Genomic DNA, 24034 nt, shown 5'->3' on the forward strand with positions numbered 1-24034 from the left:
TAGAGAAATAAAAGCAATTTAATTCATGACAACATGGCTACGGCTTCGTAGCTAGTTGTTCTGATATGGGGAGCGTATGGTAGATACACAATCCCCATGGATAGATATGTTGAGTGACATACTGTGCTCGGAATGTCGCGAAGAATAACAGATAGAAGATATTAAGGAGGAACTATCATGCCAAAAATGAAAACAAGCAAAGCAGCAGCTAAGCGTTTCAAAAAAACAGGAACAGGTCAATTAAAGAGAATGAAAGCTTATAAGAGTCATATCTTGACTAAGAAAAGTGCTAAGAGAAAAAGAAATCTTAGAAAAGCTACATTAGTTGACTCAACTAACGTAAAAAATATGAAGAAAATTTTACCATATTTATAGGATATAAGGAGGGAACTAGGAAATGGCAAGAATTAAAGGCGGAATGAACGCTAGAAAAAAACACAACAGAGTATTAAAACTAGCTAAAGGTTATAGAGGCGCTAGATCAAAACAATATAGAGTAGCTAAACAATCTGTAATGAGAGCATTAACTTCTTCATTCGCAGGTAGAAAAGAAAGAAAAAGACAATTCAGAAGATTATGGATTGCCAGAATCAATGCCGCTGCTAGAATGAATGGACTTTCTTATAGCAAATTTATGTATGGTTTAAAATTAGCAGGTATTGAAGTTAACAGAAAGATGTTATCTGAAATGGCTATCAATGATGCTGAAGGTTTTGCAGCATTAGTAGAAGTTGCTAAAACTAAATTAGCTTAATTCAAATGAATATTAGGACAAACATAGTTTGTTTATAGAGTGCCAGGGCAAGAAATTGTCTTGGCACTCTTTTTAAATCATATGCATGCACACACCAGCAAAAAGAACAACTTTACTTCGCTGAATGCCATCTAGTGAGACTGTTTGTTCACATAGAGGCACACAACTTAATTATGATATGACTTTTTGTCTTCTCATTCTATTAAATGGCCAGATTTTCGGCAGTAGAACATTAATCTCCGCACCAACAAACAAGATGTACATACAAAAATATAGCCATAACATTAATAATACAATCGCAGTAAGACTTCCATACATTGTTGAAAACTTAGCAAAGTTATCAATATAGATGGAATACAAGAAGGAGAATAACATCCAACCCGAAGCGGCGATGATGGCTCCAGGAAGTTCGTTTAAGAACTTTGTTTTGCGATTTGGTATAACAATATAGAGCATTAGGAAGAATCCTGTATATAATGCTAATGAAACAATAGTACGTAAACCAATGATTGCTATAGCTAAATCGTTAATTACAGGAAAATGTGTAGTGATAAATAAGGAAATACGATTTCCAAACACAAGTAAACCAAGAGATATAACAATAATTATAGCAAATGCTAACGTATAGATTGCAGATGTGATACGTAGTTTTATATAATTACGGGTTTCATTAATTCCGTATACGGTATTAAGACCTTTAACAACGGCTAAAAATCCACGGGAAGCTGACCAAAGTGTGGTTATAGCAGTAATGGATATTATGGTTTTTGCAGGTTGAAAGTAGATATCATGTACTAAACTGACAATATACGTATTAATTCCGCTTGGTAATACCGTTCTTATTAATGTGAGTAGCTCACTTTCCGTTACTGGTAGGTACTGTATCAATGTTAATAAGAACATTATGAATGGAAAGAAAGAAATAAATATAAAAAAAGCAGCTTGTGCAGAAAAGGTAGGTACGAAGTCATCTGAGACTTTACGACAAGTTGTTCGGATAGTTTGAATTAATGGTATCAGTTTCATAGTTACTCCAATCATGTTGTAAAAGTAGGTAAAGTTACCTATCAATACTAATTTATGTACTAATGGTATGATATATTTCAAGAAAATGCAAGGTAGAAAATAAAAATATATAGTAATGATTGACAGAAATATTTATTCCTTATAAAATGGATATATGTGGTACGAAATTCTGAAGATAACGTATGCATATATAATAGTATGGGAGGAATTACATATGTCAGAAAACAAATTTTGCTCCAATTGTGGCGCGCCGTTAAGAAAAGATGTGCAGTTTTGTACAGAGTGCGGTACGAAGGTTACAGGGGAGGTAACACCTGTTGCTCAATCTACACCAGTTTCGAATACGGTTCAAGAGGCTCAGCCAACGACAAACCAGATGCCACCACAATATACGGCACCAGTCTATAACCAGATTCCAGATGAGAACCAGAAGGCAAAGAATGATAAACAAGGTAAAATAATCGTGGGAGTGTTTGGAGTGATAGCTGCTCTAGCAATTGTTTTTTTTGTTTACAAAGGTTTTTTCTCATATCCAAGTAAACCAGAAGATGTAGCAAAGAATTGCTTTAATGCAATGATGATTGATTTTGATGCGAAAGAAGCGCAAAAGTATGTTGAATTAGAAGAAGTTGAATATGACGATATTAAAGATCTCTGTGATAGTATTAAATCCAGTGAAATTAAAATAAAGAAGATAAAAATCGTAGATACAGAAATTGATGGAGATTATGCAGATGTAACCTTAAGTATGACTGCTTCAATTGAAGGCGAAACGCAAACGGAAGAAGGATATGTATCTCTAGAAAAAATCGATGGTAAATGGAAGGTTGTTAATTTTTATTAGATATACTTCCTAACAAATCCGTACTTGACAAAAATCCTGCATATGCTAGAATAGTACGTGATAATGATAAAAGCGAAGAATGTGTTAGTAGATAATTGTATTTCTTTCAGAGAGAAGAAGTCACCGGCTGTAAGCTTCTTTAAGTTCAGGCAATTATTGAATTTCCCACAGGAGCTGCATATTGGAATAGTAGATTTATTAGATGACTGCTTAGTATAGTATGCCGGGTAATGACCGTTATTCATGAAAGAGAGCTTATTGTATATGCGATAAGAAGCAGGGTGGTACCGCGGATTAGAATATTTCGTCCCTTATATAACAGACTGATGTGTGTTGTATAAGGGATTTTTTATGCATCAAACTTCAAGTATTCGGCACATATGTTTGAAAATGAGTTTTGAATGTACAGTCTATATTCAACATAGGTAATTGCGACAAACACAGATATGTTGACGTTATGGAGAAGCGTTTCGCAATTGACTATATATTTAACAATCAGAAAGGAGCTTCAATATGAAAGAAAAATTGAAAGCAATTGTGGATGAGGCATTATCTCAAATTAATGCATCAGATCAATTAGAAAAATTAAATGAAATTAAAGTAGCCTTCCTTGGTAAAAAAGGTGAATTAACTTCCGTGTTAAAATCTATGAAAGACGTTGCACCAGAAGAAAGACCAATGGTAGGTCAGATGGTTAACGAAGCGAGAGAAAAACTAGAAAGCTGTTTAGAAGAGAAGAAAACAGTTTTCATGAAAAAACTACGCGAAGAACAGATTAAGAGTGAGACAATTGACGTAACATTACCAGCTACCAAACCTATGGTAGGACATCGTCATCCGAATACAATCGCATTAGAAGAAGTAGAGAGAATCTTCATTGGTATGGGTTATGAAGTAGTGGAGGGGCCAGAAGTAGAGTTCGATTACTACAATTTCGAAGCTCTTAATATTCCAGCAAATCATCCGGCAAAAGATGAACAAGATACTTTCTATGTAAGCTCAGACGCACATAGTAATATTGTGCTTCGTACCCAAACATCTTCTATTCAAGTTCATGAGATGGAAAAAGGTAAACTTCCAATTCGAATGATCGCACCAGGTAGAGCATTCCGTTCTGATGAAGTAGATGCGACGCATTCCCCTTCTTTCCACCAGATTGAAGGTCTTGTAATCGATAAGAATATTACATTTGCTGATTTGAAGGGAACGTTAGCAGTATTTGCGAAAGAAATCTTCGGTGAAGATACGAAAGTTAAGTTCCGTCCACATCACTTCCCATTCACAGAGCCAAGTGCAGAGATGGATGTATCTTGTTTCAAATGCGGTGGTAGCGGATGCCGTTTCTGTAAAGGAGAAGGCTGGATTGAAATCTTAGGTTGTGGTATGGTTCATCCTCATGTACTTGAAATGAGTGGAATTGATCCAGAAGAATACACAGGATTTGCATTCGGTGTTGGTCTTGAACGTATTGCTTTATTAAAATATGAAATTGACGACATGAGATTATTATACGAAAACGATACTCGTTTCTTAAAACAGTTCTAAAATAGGTATAAAGTGAACTAATATAGGTTCACACCCATCATTAATAAGACGGGGAAACGGTTGAAAGAATATCAAAATTAAGAAAGGAGCCATGCGTTGCCTTCTTTCAACCTAATTATTAGGGCAGTATCACAAGTAAATTTGTGATATGCATGGGTATAAAATGAATACACCATTATCTTGGATTAAAGCTTATGTACCAGAACTTGATGTAACAGCACAGGAATACACAGATGCAATGACATTATCAGGTTCTAAGGTAGAAGGATATGAAAAATTAGATGCTGACTTAGATAAAATCGTAGTTGGTAAGATCTTAAAGATAGAAAAACACCCAGATGCAGATAAATTAATTATCTGCCAAGTTCAAATCTCAGAAGAAGGAGATCAAGTTCAAATCGTAACTGGCGCTCCTAATGTGAAAGAAGGAGACATAATTCCTGTTGTTCTTGACGGAGGACGAGTAGCGGGTGGCCATGATGGAGAAAAGCCTGCTGGCGGAATCAAAATCAAGAAGGGTAAACTTCGCGGAGTAGAATCATGCGGTATGATGTGCTCGATCGAAGAACTTGGTTCAACAAAGGAGATGTACCCAGATGCGCCAGAAGATGGAATCTATATCTTCAGTGATAATCCGGAATATGCAGATCTTAAAATTGGATCAAGTGCAATTGAAGCATTGGGACTTAACGATGTGGTATTTGAATATGAAATCACATCAAATCGTGTAGATTGTTTCGGTGTGATTGGTATTGCAAGAGAAGCAGCTGCTACATTTGGTAAGAAGTTCATTCCACCAGTTATAGAAGTGAAAGAAACCGATGAGAAAACTTCTGATTACATCAGCGTAGAAGTAGAAGATAAAGACCTTTGTCCACGCTATGTAGCTAGAGTAGTTAAGAATATCAAAATTGGACCATCTCCAAAATGGATGCAAAGAAGACTAGCAGCTTGTGGAATTCGTCCTATCAACAACTTAGTTGATATTACGAACTATGTAATGGAAGAATTTGCTCAACCAATGCATGCCTATGATCTTAATCATGTAGCAGGTAACAAGATTATAGTACGTCGTGCAAAAGATGGTGAAGTGTTTGAAACCTTAGACGGCCAAGAAAGAAAATTAGATTCTTCTATATTAATGATTTGTGATGCTGACAAACCAATTGGTCTTGCTGGTATTATGGGAGGAGAAAATTCTAAGATTACCGATGATGTTAAAACGGTACTATTCGAAGCGGCTTGTTTCGATGGAACGAATATCCGTTTATCAAGTAAAAAAGTTGGGTTAAGAACAGATGCTTCCGGTAAATTCGAAAAGGGACTTGATCCAAACAATGCCATGGAGGCGATTAACCGTGCATGTCAATTAATCAATGAATTAGGTGTTGGTGAAGTTGTTGGTGGATGTGTAGATGTATACGATGAAGTTCGCAAACCAAACCGTGTAGCGTTCGAACCAGAAAGAATCAATAAATTACTTGGAACTGACCTTGATGCAGATACGATGCTTGGCTACTTTAAAGCAATTGATCTAGATTATGATGAGAAAACAAAAGAAGTGGTTGTACCTACTTGGAGACAAGATATTCACTGTATGTCAGATCTTGCAGAAGAAGTAGCTCGTTTTTACGGATATGATAAAATTGGTTCAACACTTCCAACCGGTGAAGCGACAACAGGTAAGCTATCATTCAAGATGAGAATTGAGAATGTGGCTAGAGATATCGCAGAACATTTTGGATTTAACGAAGCAATGACCTATTCCTTCGAAAGTCCAAAGGTATTCGATAAATTATTAATTCCAGCTGATGATGCACTTCGTAATACAGTAGTAATCTCTAATCCACTTGGAGAAGATTATAGTATTATGAGAACAGTCCCACTTAATGGTATGCTTACTTCTTTATCAACAAACTACAATAGAAGAAACAAAGATGTACGACTATACGAAATCGGTAATATCTATGTACCAAAAGCATTGCCATTAACAGAACTTCCGGACGAGAGAACGCAGTTTACACTCGTTATGTACGGTATAGGTGATTTCTTTGATCTAAAAGGTGTTGTGGAAGAGTATCTTGAAAAGATTGGATTAAAAGGGGTTAAGACATATGATCCAAATGCAGGAAAAACGTTCTTACACCCAGGAAGACAAGCAAATATCATCTATGATGGAGCTGTAATTGGATATCTTGGTGAAGTTCACCCAGATGTTCTTGATAATTATGATATTGGTGAGAAAGCTTATGTTGCGGTTCTTGATATGCCAGAAGTTGAGGTTCGTGCAGGATTCAATGTAAAATATGAAGGAATTGCTAAGTATCCAGCTGTAACACGTGATATCAGTATGGTCATGGAAAAATCAATCTTAGCCGGTGATGTAGAAGCGATTATTCGTAAGAATGGCGGTAAGATTCTTGAATCGGTTACTTTATTTGATATCTACGAAGGTGCACAGATTAAAGAAGGACATAAATCTATGGCATATTCAATCAGTTTCCGTGCAAAAGATAGAACATTAGAAGACAAAGACGTGAACGAAGTTATGACCAAGATCTTAAATGGCTTATCGAAAATTGGAATTGAATTACGTCAGTAATTAATGAATAAGTAAAGAATAATTAAGTAGGGTTGTCGCGCTAATATATTACATGTGATGTATGATTTTGCGACAACCCTGTTGTTACTTTTTAGCCTTCAGCTTCATAACAACAAATAATGACTGAGATCACAGCTTCGGCATAAATTCAGACAAACTTTTGACAAATATCTGTGATAATCTACCAATAACCATTGGGAATTATCCCATATTCAACCAAACAAATATTAGGAGGGAACTTCATGAAGAAACTAGCAAAGAAAGTCGCTGTATTCATGGCGATGTTACTTGTGGTTTCTGCTTTTGCAGTACCACAGTATTCAGAAGCCGCTACAGCAGCACCAAAGTTAAATGTAACCAAGAAAACAATTACTGGTGTAGGCACAACATACAAATTAACAGTTAAGAATCAAAAAGCAGGTTGCAAGTATGCGTGGAAATCCTCTAATACTAAAATCGCCACTGTCAAAGGCAGTAATGGTAGTGGTACAGTAACTGCGGTTGCTAAGGGAACAGCTACCATAACATGTACGATTACATATTCATCAGGAACAAAACGTATTCTTACATGTCCTGTCACAGTTAAGGTTCCAGCAACTGCGGTTAAGATTAGCAACGCTAACATTGTGAACAATGTTCAAACGATTGAGATGGGTACTACCTATGATTTCAATCGTAAAATTACTCCATCTACAACATCAGATAAAACGTATTGGAGTGTAGAACCAGCAGAATACGGTACAATTGATAAGAATGGTGTGTTCACTCCTGCAAAAACGGGAACATTTAATATCGTTGCAAGAGCAGCAGATTCTAAGTCGGTAGCAGCAACTAGTACAGTAAAAGATTCAATTATAGTAAATGTAATTGAGAAAACATCAGGAGTGTCTTCTGTAGCACTAAAAGGTGCAGATGAATTAGTTATTACATTCTCTACAGCGATTAGCCCATCAACAGTAGTGAATACAGATAACAATCAGTTAACCTCAGCGGTTGTTATAGCAGCTGGCAAAGACTCAAAAGGTAACCAGGCAGCTGATTTTGGAACATTAACAGGAACGCTTTCAGATGATCAAAAAGTACTGTCTATTAAAGCTTCTAATACATTCAATGGTGTATATGCAGTAAATGTTTCAAGTGAAGTATTAACGAAAGAAGGGAAAGCAATTGACCCTTATGTAAAATCAATCTCTTTAGTAGATAACATACCACCTGCATATCTAGGTTCCACAATAGATGATTCTGGTGTGAAGACAACAATTAATTTTAGCGAAGCAATTGATGTAAGTAAAATGACAGTTGCTTATACACAGAGTGCATCAAATTCAGCATCTACCAATGCAGTGGAAACGGCACATCTAACAACCGCAACGAATTATGTGTTATCAAGTGATAAGAAATCGCTAACAATTGATTTATCAAGTATCGTATTAATCAATACTTCCAAAGCATATACAGTAATGTTACAAGGAGTTAAGGATATTGCAGGTAATTATTCAGCGCAAAATTTTATCTCTGTTAATGTATATTATGATACAACGCCAAAACCACAAGCTAAAGTGCGTAACATTACTCGTACAGCATATGAAACAATTACAGTAGAGTTTGATCGTTCAATTCAACCGTATGGATACGGAATATTAACAGTGAACAACATGCCAATCTATTCAGCAACAATAGATCCAGATAATAATAAGTTAGTACACTTTACATTACCTACAGAGGTGTCAGCATTATCAGGGAATCAAACAGTATCCGTTAGAGACTGGAGAGCATATAATGTATCTTCATCGGATACCACAGCGAATACTCCTGTGAGTAGAGTGATTAACTTCTCACCCGATACCATTGCACCAGTAATTAGTAGTTCCAAATTAACAAATGCAAATGGAGTATATACATTAACATTAGAATATTCAGAACCTGTAACAATTGCAACAACAAAAGGAACATTAGTAGCAAAAATTATTACATCAACTGATGATATCTATCCAAGTAACAATATTAATTATGTAGCGACGGTAGATAAGAAAACAGTAAGCTTGGTTTTAGATAGCAAGCAAATGACCATGTCTGGTAGATATGAGATTACAATTCCAGCAGAATTTGTAAGAGATGCTTATTACAACAAGAGTGCAAAAGTAACAGTTAATGTAGCATCTAGTGCGAATTCGGATACAATATTACCAGCACCAACTTCAATAGCACAATCGACAACAGATGCAAGCATCATAACAATTACTTTCGATCAAAAATTAGATTTAGCAACTGCTAAAAATATAGCAAACTACACAGTAGCAGGAGCAGCAGTATCAAAAGTGGAAGTAGAGAAAAACACAAATTCATTAGCAATTGTCAATATAACTTTAGTGAGCGGAAGTGTAAAATATAATTCGAATTATCCAGTTACAATCAATGGGGTAAAAGGGTATAATAATTCTTATAACGCAATAACAAACTATACACAGACGATCGCATTAAAAGAAAATGTAGCACCTACGATTGCTTCTGCCAGATTAACGGCTGCAAAAGATGGAGTTGTACTAACCTTTAGTGAACCAGTAATGGGTGATGCAAGATTTAATGTTTATCTGAATGGTACATTATATCGTGATTCAACATCTACAAGTGTAGCGTACAATATATACGATAATACAATTACAATCTACTTTAATAGTATTGTAAGTACTTCATCAGGTTTAACATTAGTACCAGCAGCAGAAAACAACCTTAAAGATGCAAACGGAAATGCGGCTCAGATCAGTCCAACTGTGTATGTATATTAGGAGGAAATGAATGAAGCATAAGAGACGAATGAAACTGGCATTCTTGCTAGCCGTGCTCTTACTGGTACAGGTGATTCAGCCAATTGGCTTACAATCATCAAAAGCTGCAGCAACTCCAAAGCTTAATAAATCAACTATTACCTTGCGTAATACTGGTGATACTTATACCTTGGTTGTTAAGAATAAGAGAAGTGGATCAAAATACAGTTGGTCCACTTCCAACAAAAAAGTTGCTACAGTTAATAAGTACGGTGTGGTTACAGCTGCAAATGGTGGTAGTGCAACGATACGTTGTAAGATTACCTATGCAACTAAGAAAACGAAGACACTTACTTGTGCAGTAACAGTACGTATTCCGGCAACTGAAGTATCCATAACAAACAAAAAGTTAACGGCAAACAATTGCCAAACGATTAAAGTTGGAGAACAATATGACTTTAATAGAAAGCTAACACCAAGTGCAGCTACAGATAATACATATTGGACTATTGAAGATACTTCTATAGCTACTGTAGATTCGAAAGGTGTAGTTACCGCTAAGAAAAAAGGTTTGACACGATTAATCGCAACTACAGGAACAAGTAGATCCAGTGCGAATAAAGGAATTGTAAATGATGCAATGAATCTGTATGTCGTAGGTGATACGGCAGAAGTAATCAGTGTTAATCAAGCCAGTGCCAATGTGATTCAGATTGCTTTCAGTGATCCAATCAATCCGGATACCGTATTGAATCTTGATGGATCTAAGACGTTACTAGATAATATCTCGTTTTTAGCACTTAGAGACGATTATGGTAAGCAAGCAAGTGCTTATGGAAAGATTACTGGAGAATTCTCAACGGATTATACTCTATTGACTCTTAAGAGTGAGATGCCATTCAAGGGCAAATATAAGATTACAATCAAAAACCTTGGAACAAAGTCAGAAAAATTAGTGGATCAATATATAAGAACCGTAGAATTAGGCGATACGGTTGCACCAAAATATGTTGATACAACAGTTGATGAGACTGGATTACTTGCTTCAATTAACTTTAGTGAGCCAATTAAAGTATCGGGTATGACAATAGAAGCCGTTTCTCGTGCAGATGGTATTACTATGAATGCACTATCAACGGCAGTATTAAAGAATAAATCCATCTATCGTCTGTCAGAGGATGCAACATCAATTCTTGTGAATATGAATAATATTAATGCGAATGATAAAAACAAACTAATCTATGTATTAGTGAAAGGTATTGAAGATTTGGCAGGCAATAAGACAAATCCTGAATCTGTATCAATGCAGGTATATAGTGATACAAGTGCGAAACCTCAAGCAAATCTATTAAGTCTTGAACGTACGGGTTACTATACAATAACAGCTACATATGACCGTGCAATTGAAAAACCAGGTACATTATATGTCAAAGGGGTTTCTTGTATCGGTACAGTTGAATCGAAAGATAAGAAAGTAGTTAAGTATTCGATTCCACCATCTGTAGCAACCTTAACTGGAGCGCAATCTGTATCAATCTTAGGATTTAGTGGCTACAACGTATCAAGTTCTTCTGCTTATACGAATGTTACTCGGACCATAGACTTTACAATAAGCGCAATGGCTAATGCACCAAGATTAGTAGATTATACGACGGATAGTAAGACGAATATGATTACGTTAAACTATTCTAAAAAGGTTCATCTATCATTAAGTAATGGTACATTACCAGCAGCTGTTACCGTAACTTACACAGGTACAACGTATACGTACACATATTCAACAACAATTCCTTATCAAGCAGTAGTAACAGATAATGTTGTTAAGATCATTCTTGATGCAGATAATATGCAACAAATTGGTACGTACCTTGTAACCATACCAGCGGCATTCGTAACGGACGATGATGATATACCGAATAATACAGCAGAAACAATTGCAATTGTTAAGACAGAAGCAACAACGACACCAAGTACCAATGCATTGCCAGCACCAGTAAGTGTATTCCAAGCTACTAATGACAATAACATTATTAACGTAGTGTTTGAGAATAAACTTGACGTGGCATCTGCAACAAAAGCAAGTAACTATACATTTAGTAACGGAGTAGTGGTTGAATCAGCTACATTAACCCAGAACGATAAGACGAAAGCAGTTGTTCAACTTAGAGTAGCCCTCGCTTCAATAGTTGATAGTGAGGAATATGATTTAACAATTAATAATGTTATGGGATATAGCGGAAGTTATGGTTCAATTGATGCAAAACCAATTCATGTAACATTGAAAGAAAACAACCCGCCAACTATTGTATCAGCAGTATTAACATCGGATTCAACGATTGTATTAACATTTACAGAGCCAGTAAGAGGAAATCTGAACTGTACGGTAACACAGAATGGTAATATTCTTACACAGGCTGGTAGTCCAGTAATCTCTGATGTATATGCAACTATTTCCTTGAATACAAGCGTAATGGGAACAAGTGGAATTTATCTTCTAATTAACAGTAATTTAGTCGATTATGCAGGAAATTCAGCGATTATATCAGATGGAGCAATTGCAGTAAGATAGGAAACAATTATTTCCTCTTTACCTTTGCGAAACAATGATTTATAATTAATATGTTTCTATAATTACATCCTTCCAGTATTTACTAGAAGGATGTAATTGCGTATAAGGGCCGATAATACTGTGATATATATATGAGCAGCGTAGTAGCTTGCGAATATTCGTGTACATAGTGATACGACCTATAAGGTAAGGAGTGTGAAATCCTTGAATAGGAAGACAAAGGAAATAATTAGAGTCTTGCTGTGGATTTTCTTTATTATATATATGGTTGCCTTGACCTATTTTTTGTTCTTTAGTGAACGATTTGGTAGAGTTATGGGAGGAGAATACCGTTATAATTTACAGCTGTTTCGAGAGATAAGAAGATTTATTGTATATAGAAGAGAAGTAGGTTTTACAAGTTTCATGATTAATATCGTAGGAAATGTTGTAGCCTTTATACCGTTTGGATTTATACTTCCAGCTATAAGTCCACGGAATAGAAAGTTTTTGAACATAGCATTACTTAGTTTTGAACTTACCTTATCCATTGAAATTATGCAGTTAGTGCTACAGGTGGGGACGTTTGATGTGGATGACATCTTCATGAACCTAATGGGTGGAATAATTGGGTACATCTTGTTTGCCGTTGGTCATCGATGTATAAGTGGGTTCAAAAAAAGGTTCTAGACGGATAGGAAGAGACAAGAGTGAACAAAAAGTTCACACTACAGTATACGTGTTGTATCGCAAGCGAGGTTGCGATATGCATGGGAGGGGTTGAAAGGATATCAATAGAAAGGAGTCATGCGCTGCCCTCTTTCAACCTAATTATAAGGCAGTATCACAAGTTGTTGCAAATTTGTGATATGCATGGGTATCATAATGAGAAGGAAGAAGAATGATGATTTTAAGTTCTCAGACAAGTACCATCCAGTGCAAGGTATTGTAGGAGTTGTCGTGGCATTACTTGCGCTAATCGCTACATGCGTGCTATTCTATATCTCAAGTACAAGTGCAGGTAACGCGGGGGTGTGGATTGGCTTTGCTGGACTTGGAATATTCATAATTAATATAATAGGGTTTGTACTTTCGGTTCAGGGATTTCGTAAGCAGGATATATATTATCGGTTTCCGATCGCAGGCATTATGTTAAATGGTTTTTTATTTATTGTATTTCTTCTATTATATATTGTAGGAATTTAACTAATAAGACGAGGTTGTTTACCGACGTGAATTGGTAAGGGACGTCGTCTTTTTGTGTATAATAATTCTTGTAAGAAAAAAGTAAGGTTTGTATAATAAATTATATGTTATGATGAAAGATATAGATATTCAATAGATACGATTTTGGAGAGGTAATGACAATGACAATACTTATAGTTGATGATGATAAAGAAATAGCCGAATTGGTTGAAATCTATCTGATAGGGGAAGGTTATCAGGTTTTCAAAGCATATCATGCCAAAGAAGCATTAGAGATTCTTAGTAAGGAAGAGGTACATCTAGTAATATTAGATATTATGATGCCGGGTATAGATGGAATTCAGTTATGTAAACAGATTAGAGTAGACAACGCTGTACCAATCATTATGCTTAGCGCAAAGTCGACTGATGATGATAAGATTAATGGGCTTGCAACAGGGGCGGATGATTATGTAACAAAGCCATTTAATCCATTAGAGTTGCTTGCAAGAGTTAAATCCCAATTACGTAGATATACACAATTTAATAGCGGGCAGTCTACAGATAAGCAAGAGAAGATTATTCAATTAGAAAATCTTAATATTAATCGAGAGACGCACTCGGTTAGATCATATGACCGTGAGGTGAAATTGACACCAATTGAATTCGAGATATTATTTTTATTGGCCTCTAACAAAGGAAAAGTGTTTAGTACGGAAGAGATCTTTGAACGCGTATGGAATGAGAAGATATTCGAAGCTAATAATACTGTAATGGTACATATTAGAAGAATACGTGAAAAGATTGAATTAGATTCTAGAGAAGTGCAGATTATCAAAACCGTATGGGGAGTGGGATACAAAATTGATTAAGTATATGAAAAAATATAAGGTGGAAGAGAACTTTCAGAAAAGAATTATTCGATATGCAATACTTAGTCTGCTAATAACAATACTAATCGAGGCCATGGTAGTTGGTATTATTTACTTGGGAGGTTACGTATTTAGCAATAGACAATCCACCGATGAGATGAACATTGAGATGCAGTCTGATCTGGTAGAGAATAATCGGCTAGCTGATACACCAATGATAGCGAAAGCTACTGTTCCGGAAGAAATACCGAAACAATCTTTTTTAGATAAAAAGGAAGCCGTTTTTGTTATAGCAGCCATCTGTATGGTATCAGGGGCTATTTTGTTTACCTGTTTATTCATAATCTATTTACAACGATATTACCGATATATCGCAGAAATTACTGAAGGGATTGACCGAATTGCTTTAGGAGACTTTGAAAGTAAGATACCAGTACGATATAACGATGAATTATCTTCCGTGGCCGATACCGTGAATCGTCTATCTGTAAGTATACAGAAGATGATCGAGGTACAAAGGGAGAATGAACAATCAAAGAATGACTTAATCACTAGTGTTGCTCATGACTTAAGGACCCCATTAACATCAATCATTGGATATCTTGATCTCGTTCGTCTTGGTAAAGTAACAGACGAGAATATGAAGCAGAGATATGTAGGTATTGCATATAATAAAGCAAAACGATTGCAGAATCTTATAGAAGATTTGTTTGCGTATACACAATTAAGTTTTGGTAAGGTTACACTTCGAAACAGTGAACTTGATATGGTGAAGTTTCTTGAGCAAATAGCAGAAGAATTCTATCCAATTTTTCAAGATTCTAATCTGGAATATACATTTCGTACCGATGTTACGAAAGCTGTTGTTTACGGAGATGGCGACATGTTAGAACGAGTTTTTGCGAATCTATATGGTAATGCAGTGAAATACGGAAAAGAAGGGGAAAAAGTAGAAGCGTATCTAGAAGAAAAGGATGATACATTTGAAATCCGCATTACGAATTACGGACAATTAATACCGAAAGAAGAAATTGAAAATATATTTGAACGATTTTATCGTGTAGATAGTTCTAGATCAGGAGAAACAGGCGGGACTGGTTTAGGCTTAGCGATTGCTAGGAATATTGTAGTGATGCATGGGGGAACAATCACAGCAACCAGCAATATCGGGGGGACAACATTTACCGTAACTCTGAATAAAGCAATATAGCGACCGTAGAAATTATAGTTAGGAGATTGAATATGGTGTCAAGTATGAAGCGATATAGCCTACTATTGTGTATTATAGTATTGTTACTTACAGGCTGTAGTGTGTTCACGCGCAAGGAATCCACGACAAATACAAGCGATAATCGGTCCTATAATTATCCTGTAGTTTTTACAGATGTTACAAAAGAGGTTCGAGTGAAAGTATCATATGGACTAAATCAGTATGCGAAAATAGGGAAAGATATGCACTTAAAGGTAGAGATTACTACAGGGAAAGAGCCATATGAGGGATATCTACAGATAGAGGTACCTTTTGAGAGTAGTTCAACCAAGTATAATCAGGATATTGCAGTAGCTTCGGACTCTTATGCTACTTATGAGATGAACATACCTGTGGCTTATGAGAATATGAAATTCTTAATTAACCTATTGGATAATGAAAAGAAGACCCAAGCATCGCAAAAGGCAAATGTTCAGGCTAGTAGAATCTATGATGTACAATATATTGGTGTCTTTAATAAGAAAATGCAAACAGAACCAGTCGTGAGCCAAGGTAAAATGCAAGTGTTTCAACTGTATGCAGATAAATTAGAAGATGCGTTTGACAACCTTAATTTGATTGATTGTATCTTAATTAATGAAGATGAGATAAAGAAACTTGATGAGTCAGTAGCATTAAGATTAAAGGAATGGCTTCAGAATGGTGGAACGTTATTGGTCGAAGATACGTATAAGAAGGTCATATCCAGAGAGGAAGAGACCGGTAAGGATAGTGACAATACAGGGGATTATGGTTTTGGGAGATATATCTTTGTTCCTGAGATGGAAAATGTTAGTGAATTAACACGATATGTTGAGAGTCTTGGATTGAATCCAAAATTATTCCTATCAGGAATTACAGATAATCAAATAAAAGCGAGTATCAATGCAGAAGTGGTATCAAAAATACCGAGTTTTACTAAGTATGTTATCTTGTTTCTTCTATATATAATAGTAATCGGACCTGTGTTATATGGCATCTTGAAAATGATAAATCGCAGAACTTACTACTGGGGAATTGCACCAGCTATATCGGTTATATTCTTAGCCTGTGTTTATGGATTAGGGAAAGAAACTCGAGTGGAGAATACCTATCTTAGATATGTGACAATTACACAAATCGCTCAGAATGGGTATACCAATGATACAACATATTCTGCTGCAGTAAGTCCTGCTAAAGCTACATTATCAGTTCAAGCAGATGAGGCTGAGAATCTTAGGCCGTTATATACAATGAGAGATAATTACCAAGTATCGTCAGATAAGAAACGTGCTAATATGGAGTTTTCTATGAATGTAGAAAATACTACAGATGAAGAAAAATTAGGAAGTTTAAGTACGATCAGTACAGTTACTAATTTAAGAGCGTTTCAACCAATCTACTTAAAAACAACTAAGTCATATCAGACTTCAGAAAAAGAAGGACAAGAGATGCAACCGGCAACTAGGTTAACATATGCTAATTATAGTATGACAGGTACATTTACGAATACTTTAGGAGTGGATATGCGTAATGCATGTATCGTTAGTAATCAAACACTTATTAAAATTGGAGATTTGTCAAGTGGCGAGGCAGTTGAGTTAGAAGATTGTCAACAAGAGTATATACCATCTTATGATTTGATTTTTACAGAGGCGGTGGATAGTCGTATTAAGGATCTTACAAAGAGTACTGATACGATGGTAGATAAAGATACTTATATAGAGGAGAATTCTAGATATACTTTGATGCAGTATCTATTGAATGAATGGGTAGTTTCCAATCCAGACGGAAGTTATCTAATTGCATTTACAGAGGATTCTGATGAGAATTCTGTTGTAAGCAAGCTTGGTATCAGCCAAGTTGAAGCTGGTGCTCATTTGATTATTAAGGAGCTTGGAATTGATTATGCTATCGGTAACGGAGATATCTTCCAACCAACAATCAAGAAGTATATGACTGTTGTAGATGGTGATTATTATGAAGCGCTTGATATGATTGAATCCGATAATCTTACGGTTGACTATAATTTTGGTCGGGAGCGGATAAAGCGAATCGAGTACTCCTCGTATTACAATACGGAATTTTATGTTGATGAAACCAATAAAGAGGATTTATGGTTAGGCTTCTATGGTTCGATATATTTCTATAATAGAAGAACAGGGGAATATGATAAGGTAATTACAAGTGGAGAAGAAACGGTTATGAATCAATTGAAGGACTATCTAGATGATACGAATGTTCTAAGAGTTCGATATGAAGTATCTCAGAATAGTGTGAACAGCAATTTAATAACGATTCCTAAGTTAACAGCTATTGTGAAAAAGAAATAGTAATTATTTTAAAAGTAAACTTGTAGATGCAAATGTTGTTTTGAGAATCAAAGTTTGCAGGTTACGGAAAGGTATGGTTATTATAATGCTAGAAATTCAAGATCTAAGTAAAGAGTACGATACACATATGGTGCTTGATAGTATGAAACTTCATATCCAAAAAGGAGAATTGTTTGGTTTAGTTGGTCCTAATGGAGCAGGTAAGACAACAATGATTAAGATCATTGCAGGTCTGTTAGAACCTGATGCTGGTTTGGTAATGATAGATGGAAAGAGGACAACTACCAAAGAAAGAAGAACGCATGCTAAGATTGGATACATGCCAGATTATTCTGGTACTTATCCCAATCTTACCGTGTATGAGTATATGGATTTCTACACACAGATGAATGGATACAAAGGAAAAGACGCAAAGAAGAAGATAGAAGAGAACTTAGAATTAGTAAATCTGTATTCCAAAAAAGAGGAATATGTTGATGTGTTATCAAGAGGGATTAAGCAACGACTTTGTCTCGCAAGATGTTTAATATCAGAACCAGAATTATTGCTACTAGATGAACCTACTTCGGGGCTTGATCCAAGAGCACGGAATGATATAAGAATGATTCTTAATACCCTAAGAGAGAAAGGTAAGACCATAATAATTAGTTCGCATTTACTTCACGATCTTTCTAAGATGTGTTCACACATTGGTATCTTAGATAAGGGAAAGATGATCACACAAGGACCGGTAGAGGATATATTGCAGATGGAGGAACAAGCAAAGCCATTGCGAATTCGATTTACAGAAGTAAATGCAAGTTTACTAAAGTTCTTAGATTCTCATGCATTAATTAATAATTTGACTATTGATGGGGCACAAGCAACAATGCACTTTCAAGGGGATTCAATGGAAGAGGCAAAATTATTAACGGCATTGATACGAAATGGGGCAGGGATTTGTTATTTCGCTAGAGAAGAAGGAAGCCTTGAGAGATTATTTCTACAGATAACGAAAGGAGAGTAGGTGAATGGATAATCCGATTTTTAAGAAAGAACAGAAAGTTCGGGCTCGTTCCCCTAAACTAATGTTATTAATTGTAGGATACAATCTTTTACTGCTTATATTAATGGTAGTTGCATACGTATCAATCTATGGAGAAAATCAGCAGATTGGAAGGGGAGCAAGATATCAAGATACGCTTATCCTGTACATGCTAATTGGTGTATTCCAGTTTGTCTTACTATTGTTAATCGTTCCAGCCTTCACCGCAGGCGCGATAACAGGAGAGAAGGAAAGACAAACTTTCGATATACTCATTACCGCCAACCGAAAACCTCTAGCAATCATCATTGGGAAACTAGGTGCTTCCGTTAGTACGATGCTACTTCTAATAGTATCAAGCTTGCCGATAGTAGCCGTAGTATTTAGTGTGGGCGGAGTTTCCATAGCCGATATATTTATGTATGTAATAGTATGTTTTTTGGAGGCAGTGTTTATAGGAAGTATCGGATTGTTTTTCTCCTCTGTTAGTAAGAATACTACAAAATCAACGGTAGCTACTTATGTAACGATACTTCTATTGGTCATTGGAACTGCAACAGTACTTGGAATATTATATCTTGTTGTTAGTAAACAGATAAATTATAATGAATTCGCAGCTGAAGCGATTGAGATAGTAACGGATCTTAAGAGTGCAGTTTGGATCTTATTAATTAATCCACTAGTAACAGTGGTGGCACTACTGATGGAGCAGACAGGGAACGAAAGCATGTTTGCACAATATATTAACCAAGTTGGACGTTGTAATACTTTGATTCTAGAGCATTGGATAGCAATCAGCATAGCGATACAGACGGTAGTGGCAGTCGTTTTGATCTATCTAAGTACGAAGAATATTGACCGAATAAAGAAATAGGCAAAAAAATCACCAAGTGTAGGAAGATACACTTGGTGATTCGCATTCACTTCAATGAAAACCTTTAATAGCCTCATTGTTAGAACTATGAAAATGGAAGAAGAAAAAATATAAGTTTATTATAACACATAATTTCAAAAAAGATAGTAGTAAATTCAAATTTAACAAATTTATTTTTTTTCTAGGCCATTGGACTTATCTACATATGCTCGCAGATTTTTGCTAATACGAATACGGTTGTACATAGCAGCATAGGAGATCTCGTCAAGTTCCTCAATGTAGTTTGTGGTAAAATTCTTTACAATTCCGTTCTCTTTTAAAAAGTTAACTGCTTTGTTGTATGCAACAGCAGCTTCAATCTCGGTAGGATATCTCCCTACAATAAAATCACCTACTAGATGAACCTTAGTGATGTATTGGTATAGTCCTTTAACCAATTCTCTACGAACGCCCATATATCGATTAATAATTTCTATATTACCATAACGATAATCTGTGCTATCGCCATTGGCAAATCGGTAATCTCTACCTGAAACAGAAAAACTATGTATTCCATAGCGAGAAAGAATACTTACCTGCATACCATAATCGGCTACGAATAGATGGTTTCCACGTTTCATGATTTTGTGAGTGGAGTAATAGAACAAATCATCAACATCGAATTTGAGAACGTCTTTATGAGTTAAGTAATAGAGGAAGTATCGATCCTTTAGGTATATAGGATTTTTAAAATATAATCCATTATCACGAAAGTTTAATAATACTACCCATTTATCAAATGATAAGAGATGACTGTTTTGTATGTAGGAATCTAACACAATAGAGTTATTTTTGGTTATAGTAATTGCTTCTTGGTAAGCAGAATGGGATTCTTCAGGGGTGGGATAGCTTCCTAGGCTTATGTGCTTGTTCTTATAAGTGAAAGAGGTACGATAATAGATAGTCCCATCTTTTTTCGTTGCTTGATAGACACCAGGAAGTAATGGCATAGTAATCACCTCAATCTTTTGGTTTTGTATAAGTACTATAGATGTTTCGCTATTGTTTTATAGTCATAGTGTGAAAGATAGGAAGTTTATACACGTTGCAAGTTTTAATATCTTAATCAGAGTATAGCATAATGGGATAGTTTGGACAAGGAAGCATGCAGGTAACGTGAATTATTATAAAGCGAAAAGTATCATAAATCATAAATCCGTGAATATAATTATTAACAAAATGTTAAATAGAAATTGAGGTGGTAAAGAGAAGAAAATAATGAAAAAGCTTGAAAAAACGTGATTTAATGTTAATCAAATAATAAAAAAAACTTAAAAACTGAATAAAAACTAAAAATGTCGCATAAAATAGTTAATAACTAATTAAAGAATTGTTAAATAATATGTTGTGAAATGAAACAAAAATAACACTTATTTAATACTGTTAATTAGCGGAATTTACTCATGATTTTACGGAACTATGGGAAGTTGATATCCTATTCTCCAAAATATAGAAGGAGTTATTGACATCAAGTTACTAGATGATATAATGCAAATGTGCTTAGGCGGGGCACAAAAAAAATAAGAAAAGAGGAAGTATGTATGCTAAAAATACACTCGTTTCTTCACCGCATAAAGGAAAATATGAAATACTCTGGTATTGAATGTTATAAATCATGTCTAATGATTACAGCATATGCAATGGCAGCAGTTGTATTAGTACTTTGTGCAGACAGCTCATTTGCCAAAGGCAGTAATACGCCTGAAGCATACGCGAAAGCAGCATCCGTTACGAATGAAGTTTTCGAGGAAGCAAAGGAAGAAACAGCAAAAAAAGCACAAATACAAGCCGAGAATGAAAACGTCAATTTATTAGCACATAATGTGCTAGAAGGAGAAGTCGCAGAGAATACAGAAAACTACAGCTTACAAATCGTAAATCGTACGATTATTGCAGCAGATAAGCGCGCAGCACTTATGGGACAAACCGTAATGGAAGATTTCTCAAGTAGTGTTGGATCAGAGAATGTAGTGGATAAGAGTAAAGAAGAAGCAGAAGAGAAGACAGATGAACAGGTGGTTGTAGATGAACAGGCTACAACAAAGAATCAGGATAAAAAAGAAAAGAAAGCAAAGGCAGCTGCAAGTAAAAAGAAAAAAGAAGAAACAGTCCCAGTTATAAGTCTAGGGGCTAACCAAAAAGAGGTATTACTTAGAATAGTAGAAGCCGAAGCGACAGGCGAGGATATTAAAGGTAAGATGCTAGTAGCTAATGTAATACTGAATCGTGTGAAGAGTAGCCAATTCCCTGATACGGTGAAAGAAGTGGTATTTCAGAAAAACGGAAGAACCACTCAATTCTCCCCAATTGCAGATGGAAGGTACTGGTCCGTGTCAATCTCTAAATCAACTAGAGAAGCTGTGGAACGAGTATTAAATGGTGAAGATGAGTCACAAGGGGCATTATATTTCTCGGCAAGAAGTAAAGCTAAAAAGAGTAACATGAATTGGTTTGATAACAATTTGACATGGTTATTCAAGTATGGCGGTCACGAATTTTATAAGTAAGAGATTTACGGTAAGGAACAATATCCTTACCGTTTTCTCTCATTTAACACTTTACTGTGATAGCGTGATGTGATATAATGCGTTCAGTGGAAGAATGGCGAATTTTGATTGTTCTATGATAAGAAACATGGTATAATGCATTTTAAGTATTGCTCTTAGGGAGAATCAGATAGAGCTAGATACTTCGTAACTACATAACTAAAATTAAGAACTACATGGAATTAAGATTCTGTATGTCTTACTATAAAATAATTAGAAAAGGAATGAGCGAAGATGAATCTCTTATACAAAAGTACAAGAAGTGAAGATGTAACTGTAACAGCGTCACAGGCAATTTTAAAAGGTTTAGCAGACGATGGAGGATTGTTCGTACCAACATCTATACCTAAATTAACTATAGCACTTAGCGAGTTAGCAAAACTTAGCTATCAAGAAACTGCCTTTGAAGTAATGCGATTATTCCTGACTGATTTTACAGATGACGAATTAAAAAATTGTATTAATAAAGCGTATGACTCAAAGTTCGATACCGAAGAAATTGCTCCATTAGTAAAAGCAGATGGTGCTTACTATCTTGAATTGTTCCATGGATCAACAATCGCATTCAAAGATATGGCATTATCCATCTTACCTCATCTATTAACTACTTCAGCAAGAAAGAATGAAGTGAAGAATGATATTGTAATCTTAACAGCCACATCAGGGGATACCGGTAAAGCTGCCTTAGCAGGTTTTGCGGATGTAGAAGGAACTAAAATCATTGTATTCTATCCAAAAGATGGTGTAAGTCCAATTCAAGAAAAGCAAATGGTTACACAAAAGGGTGACAATACATATGTTGTTGGAATCAAAGGAAACTTTGATGATGCCCAAAGTGGTGTAAAAGATATGTTTAATAATAAAGACCTTGCCAAAGCAATGGAGGAAGCGGGATATCAATTCTCTTCAGCAAACTCAATTAACATCGGACGTTTAGTACCACAAATCGTTTACTATGTATATGCCTATAGCCGTTTATTAGCAAATGGCCAAATTTCAAACGGAGAAAAGATGAATGTAGTTGTACCTACGGGTAACTTTGGAAACATCTTAGCTGCTTACTATGCAAAGAACATGGGATTACCAATTGGTAAATTAATCTGCGCTTCCAATGATAATAAAGTATTATATGATTTCTTTAAGACGGGAACCTATGATAGAAACAGAGATTTCATCTTAACAACTTCACCATCAATGGACATCTTAATCTCAAGTAACTTAGAGAGATTAATCTATAGGATTGCTGGAGGCGATGCAACTAAGACAAAAGATCTTATGAATGCATTATCAAGTGCTGGTATGTATGACATTACAGATGATATGAAGGCAGAACTTGCTGATTTCATCGGTGGTTATGCAGATGAAGCGAAAACTGCTTCTACAATTCGTGATTTATATGAGAAGACTGGTTATGTAATTGATACACACACTGCAGTTGCAGCAGCTGTATATACAGATTATGTAGAAGCTACTAAAGATGAAACTAAGACAGTAATCGCATCAACAGCGAGTCCATATAAGTTCACAAGAAGTGTTATGGAAGCAATTGATGGAAAATACGCTTCCATGACAGACTTCGAATTAGTAGATGAATTAAGCACAATCGCAAACGTGAAAGTTCCTCAAGCAATCGAAGATATTAGAAGCGCAGAAGTTCTTCATGATACAGTTTGTGATACGGAAAAGATGCAAGATACAGTAGAGACAATCTTGAAGATGAAATAGATCTAAAATGAAATGAATCTAAAATGAAATAAATCTAAAATAATTACAATAGATAATAGTTATACTGGGTTTGCTATATTATATAGAAGAAAGTGATAAGACATATCTCGAGAGTATGTGTTAT

At 35.5% G+C, this 24034-nt stretch carries 18 protein-coding genes and 1 other annotated feature; of the genes, 16 read left to right on the forward strand and 2 right to left on the reverse strand.

All coding sequences use genetic code 11. The features are described 5' to 3' along the window. Positions 1-177 precede the first annotated feature (177 nt). Together rpmI and rplT are read left to right on the forward strand one after the other, a co-directional pair. A complete protein-coding gene (rpmI, locus tag BUB90_RS15565) occupies positions 178-375 on the forward strand; it encodes a 50S ribosomal protein L35 (RefSeq protein ID WP_073289364.1) in 198 nt (65 codons plus the stop codon). A 22-nt stretch (positions 376-397) separates the two neighbouring features. Continuing rightward, entirely contained in the window at positions 398-754 is a 357-nt protein-coding gene (gene rplT / locus BUB90_RS15570) for a 50S ribosomal protein L20 (protein ID WP_073289365.1), read from the forward strand. A 171-nt stretch (positions 755-925) separates the two neighbouring features. Here the strand turns inward: rplT and BUB90_RS15575 are convergent, their stop codons facing one another. Continuing rightward, the gene (locus BUB90_RS15575; RefSeq protein WP_073289366.1) at positions 926-1780 is read right to left on the reverse strand and encodes a YihY/virulence factor BrkB family protein; all 855 of its coding nucleotides are present in this window, start codon (positions 1778-1780) and stop codon (positions 926-928) included. A gap of 214 nt (positions 1781-1994) precedes the next feature. Here BUB90_RS15575 and BUB90_RS23290 point away from each other — a divergent pair, with 214 nt between their 5' ends. From BUB90_RS23290 to BUB90_RS15640, 12 genes are all read left to right on the forward strand, one after another. Continuing rightward, positions 1995-2624: a zinc-ribbon domain-containing protein gene (locus BUB90_RS23290; protein ID WP_073289367.1), complete on the forward strand. Its 630-nt coding sequence runs from the start codon at positions 1995-1997 to the stop codon at positions 2622-2624. A gap of 66 nt (positions 2625-2690) precedes the next feature. Beyond that, positions 2691-2939, forward strand: a binding site (T-box leader). Between the two features lie 198 nt (positions 2940-3137). After that, positions 3138-4169, forward strand: a complete 1032-nt coding sequence (gene pheS, locus BUB90_RS15585; RefSeq protein ID WP_073289368.1) for a phenylalanine--tRNA ligase subunit alpha — start codon at positions 3138-3140, stop codon at positions 4167-4169. A 163-nt stretch (positions 4170-4332) separates the two neighbouring features. Then, complete coding sequence (pheT, locus tag BUB90_RS15590) at positions 4333-6771, forward strand: phenylalanine--tRNA ligase subunit beta (RefSeq protein WP_073289369.1); 2439 nt, start codon at positions 4333-4335, stop codon at positions 6769-6771. Between the two features lie 242 nt (positions 6772-7013). After that, entirely contained in the window at positions 7014-9557 is a 2544-nt protein-coding gene (locus tag BUB90_RS15595; RefSeq protein ID WP_073289370.1) for an Ig-like domain-containing protein, read from the forward strand. Between the two features lie 10 nt (positions 9558-9567). After that, positions 9568-12105 carry an Ig-like domain-containing protein gene (locus BUB90_RS15600; protein ID WP_073289371.1) on the forward strand — a complete coding sequence of 846 codons (2538 nt, stop codon included), beginning with the start codon at positions 9568-9570 and terminating at the stop codon, positions 12103-12105. 195 nt (positions 12106-12300) lie between these two features. Beyond that, positions 12301-12774 (forward strand): VanZ family protein, encoded by a 474-nt coding sequence (locus BUB90_RS15605; protein WP_334292898.1) that lies wholly within the window; start codon positions 12301-12303, stop codon positions 12772-12774. A gap of 195 nt (positions 12775-12969) precedes the next feature. Next, positions 12970-13290: a DUF6142 family protein gene (locus tag BUB90_RS15615; protein WP_073289374.1), complete on the forward strand. Its 321-nt coding sequence runs from the start codon at positions 12970-12972 to the stop codon at positions 13288-13290. Between the two features lie 155 nt (positions 13291-13445). Further along, positions 13446-14141, forward strand: coding sequence for a response regulator transcription factor (locus tag BUB90_RS15620; RefSeq protein ID WP_073289375.1), 696 nt, complete (start codon positions 13446-13448; stop codon positions 14139-14141). Then, positions 14134-15351 carry a sensor histidine kinase gene (locus BUB90_RS15625; protein WP_084139306.1) on the forward strand — a complete coding sequence of 406 codons (1218 nt, stop codon included), beginning with the start codon at positions 14134-14136 and terminating at the stop codon, positions 15349-15351. Before BUB90_RS15620 ends, BUB90_RS15625 begins: the two co-directional genes overlap by 8 nt. Before the next feature lie 32 nt (positions 15352-15383). After that, a complete protein-coding gene (locus tag BUB90_RS15630; protein WP_073289376.1) occupies positions 15384-17702 on the forward strand; it encodes a hypothetical protein in 2319 nt (772 codons plus the stop codon). 73 nt (positions 17703-17775) lie between these two features. Beyond that, on the forward strand, positions 17776-18708 hold the full coding sequence (locus tag BUB90_RS15635; protein WP_084139307.1) for an ABC transporter ATP-binding protein: 933 nt from the start codon (positions 17776-17778) through the stop codon (positions 18706-18708). 4 nt (positions 18709-18712) lie between these two features. After that, positions 18713-19600 carry an ABC transporter permease gene (locus BUB90_RS15640; RefSeq protein WP_073289377.1) on the forward strand — a complete coding sequence of 296 codons (888 nt, stop codon included), beginning with the start codon at positions 18713-18715 and terminating at the stop codon, positions 19598-19600. Between the two features lie 170 nt (positions 19601-19770). Here the strand turns inward: BUB90_RS15640 and BUB90_RS15645 are convergent, their stop codons facing one another. Beyond that, complete coding sequence (locus BUB90_RS15645) at positions 19771-20589, reverse strand: hypothetical protein (RefSeq protein ID WP_073289378.1); 819 nt, start codon at positions 20587-20589, stop codon at positions 19771-19773. Between the two features lie 591 nt (positions 20590-21180). On the opposite strand from BUB90_RS15645, the gene BUB90_RS23995 reads away from it, so the two are divergent. Continuing rightward, a complete protein-coding gene (locus BUB90_RS23995) occupies positions 21181-22146 on the forward strand; it encodes a cell wall hydrolase (RefSeq protein WP_073289379.1) in 966 nt (321 codons plus the stop codon). Positions 22147-22419: 273 nt separating this feature from the next. Then, positions 22420-23910 carry a threonine synthase gene (gene thrC, locus BUB90_RS15655; protein WP_073289380.1) on the forward strand — a complete coding sequence of 497 codons (1491 nt, stop codon included), beginning with the start codon at positions 22420-22422 and terminating at the stop codon, positions 23908-23910. Positions 23911-24034 lie beyond the last annotated feature (124 nt).

The organism is Anaerosporobacter mobilis DSM 15930 (genome assembly GCF_900142955.1).
GTDB classification, from domain to species: domain Bacteria; phylum Bacillota; class Clostridia; order Lachnospirales; family Lachnospiraceae; genus Anaerosporobacter; species Anaerosporobacter mobilis.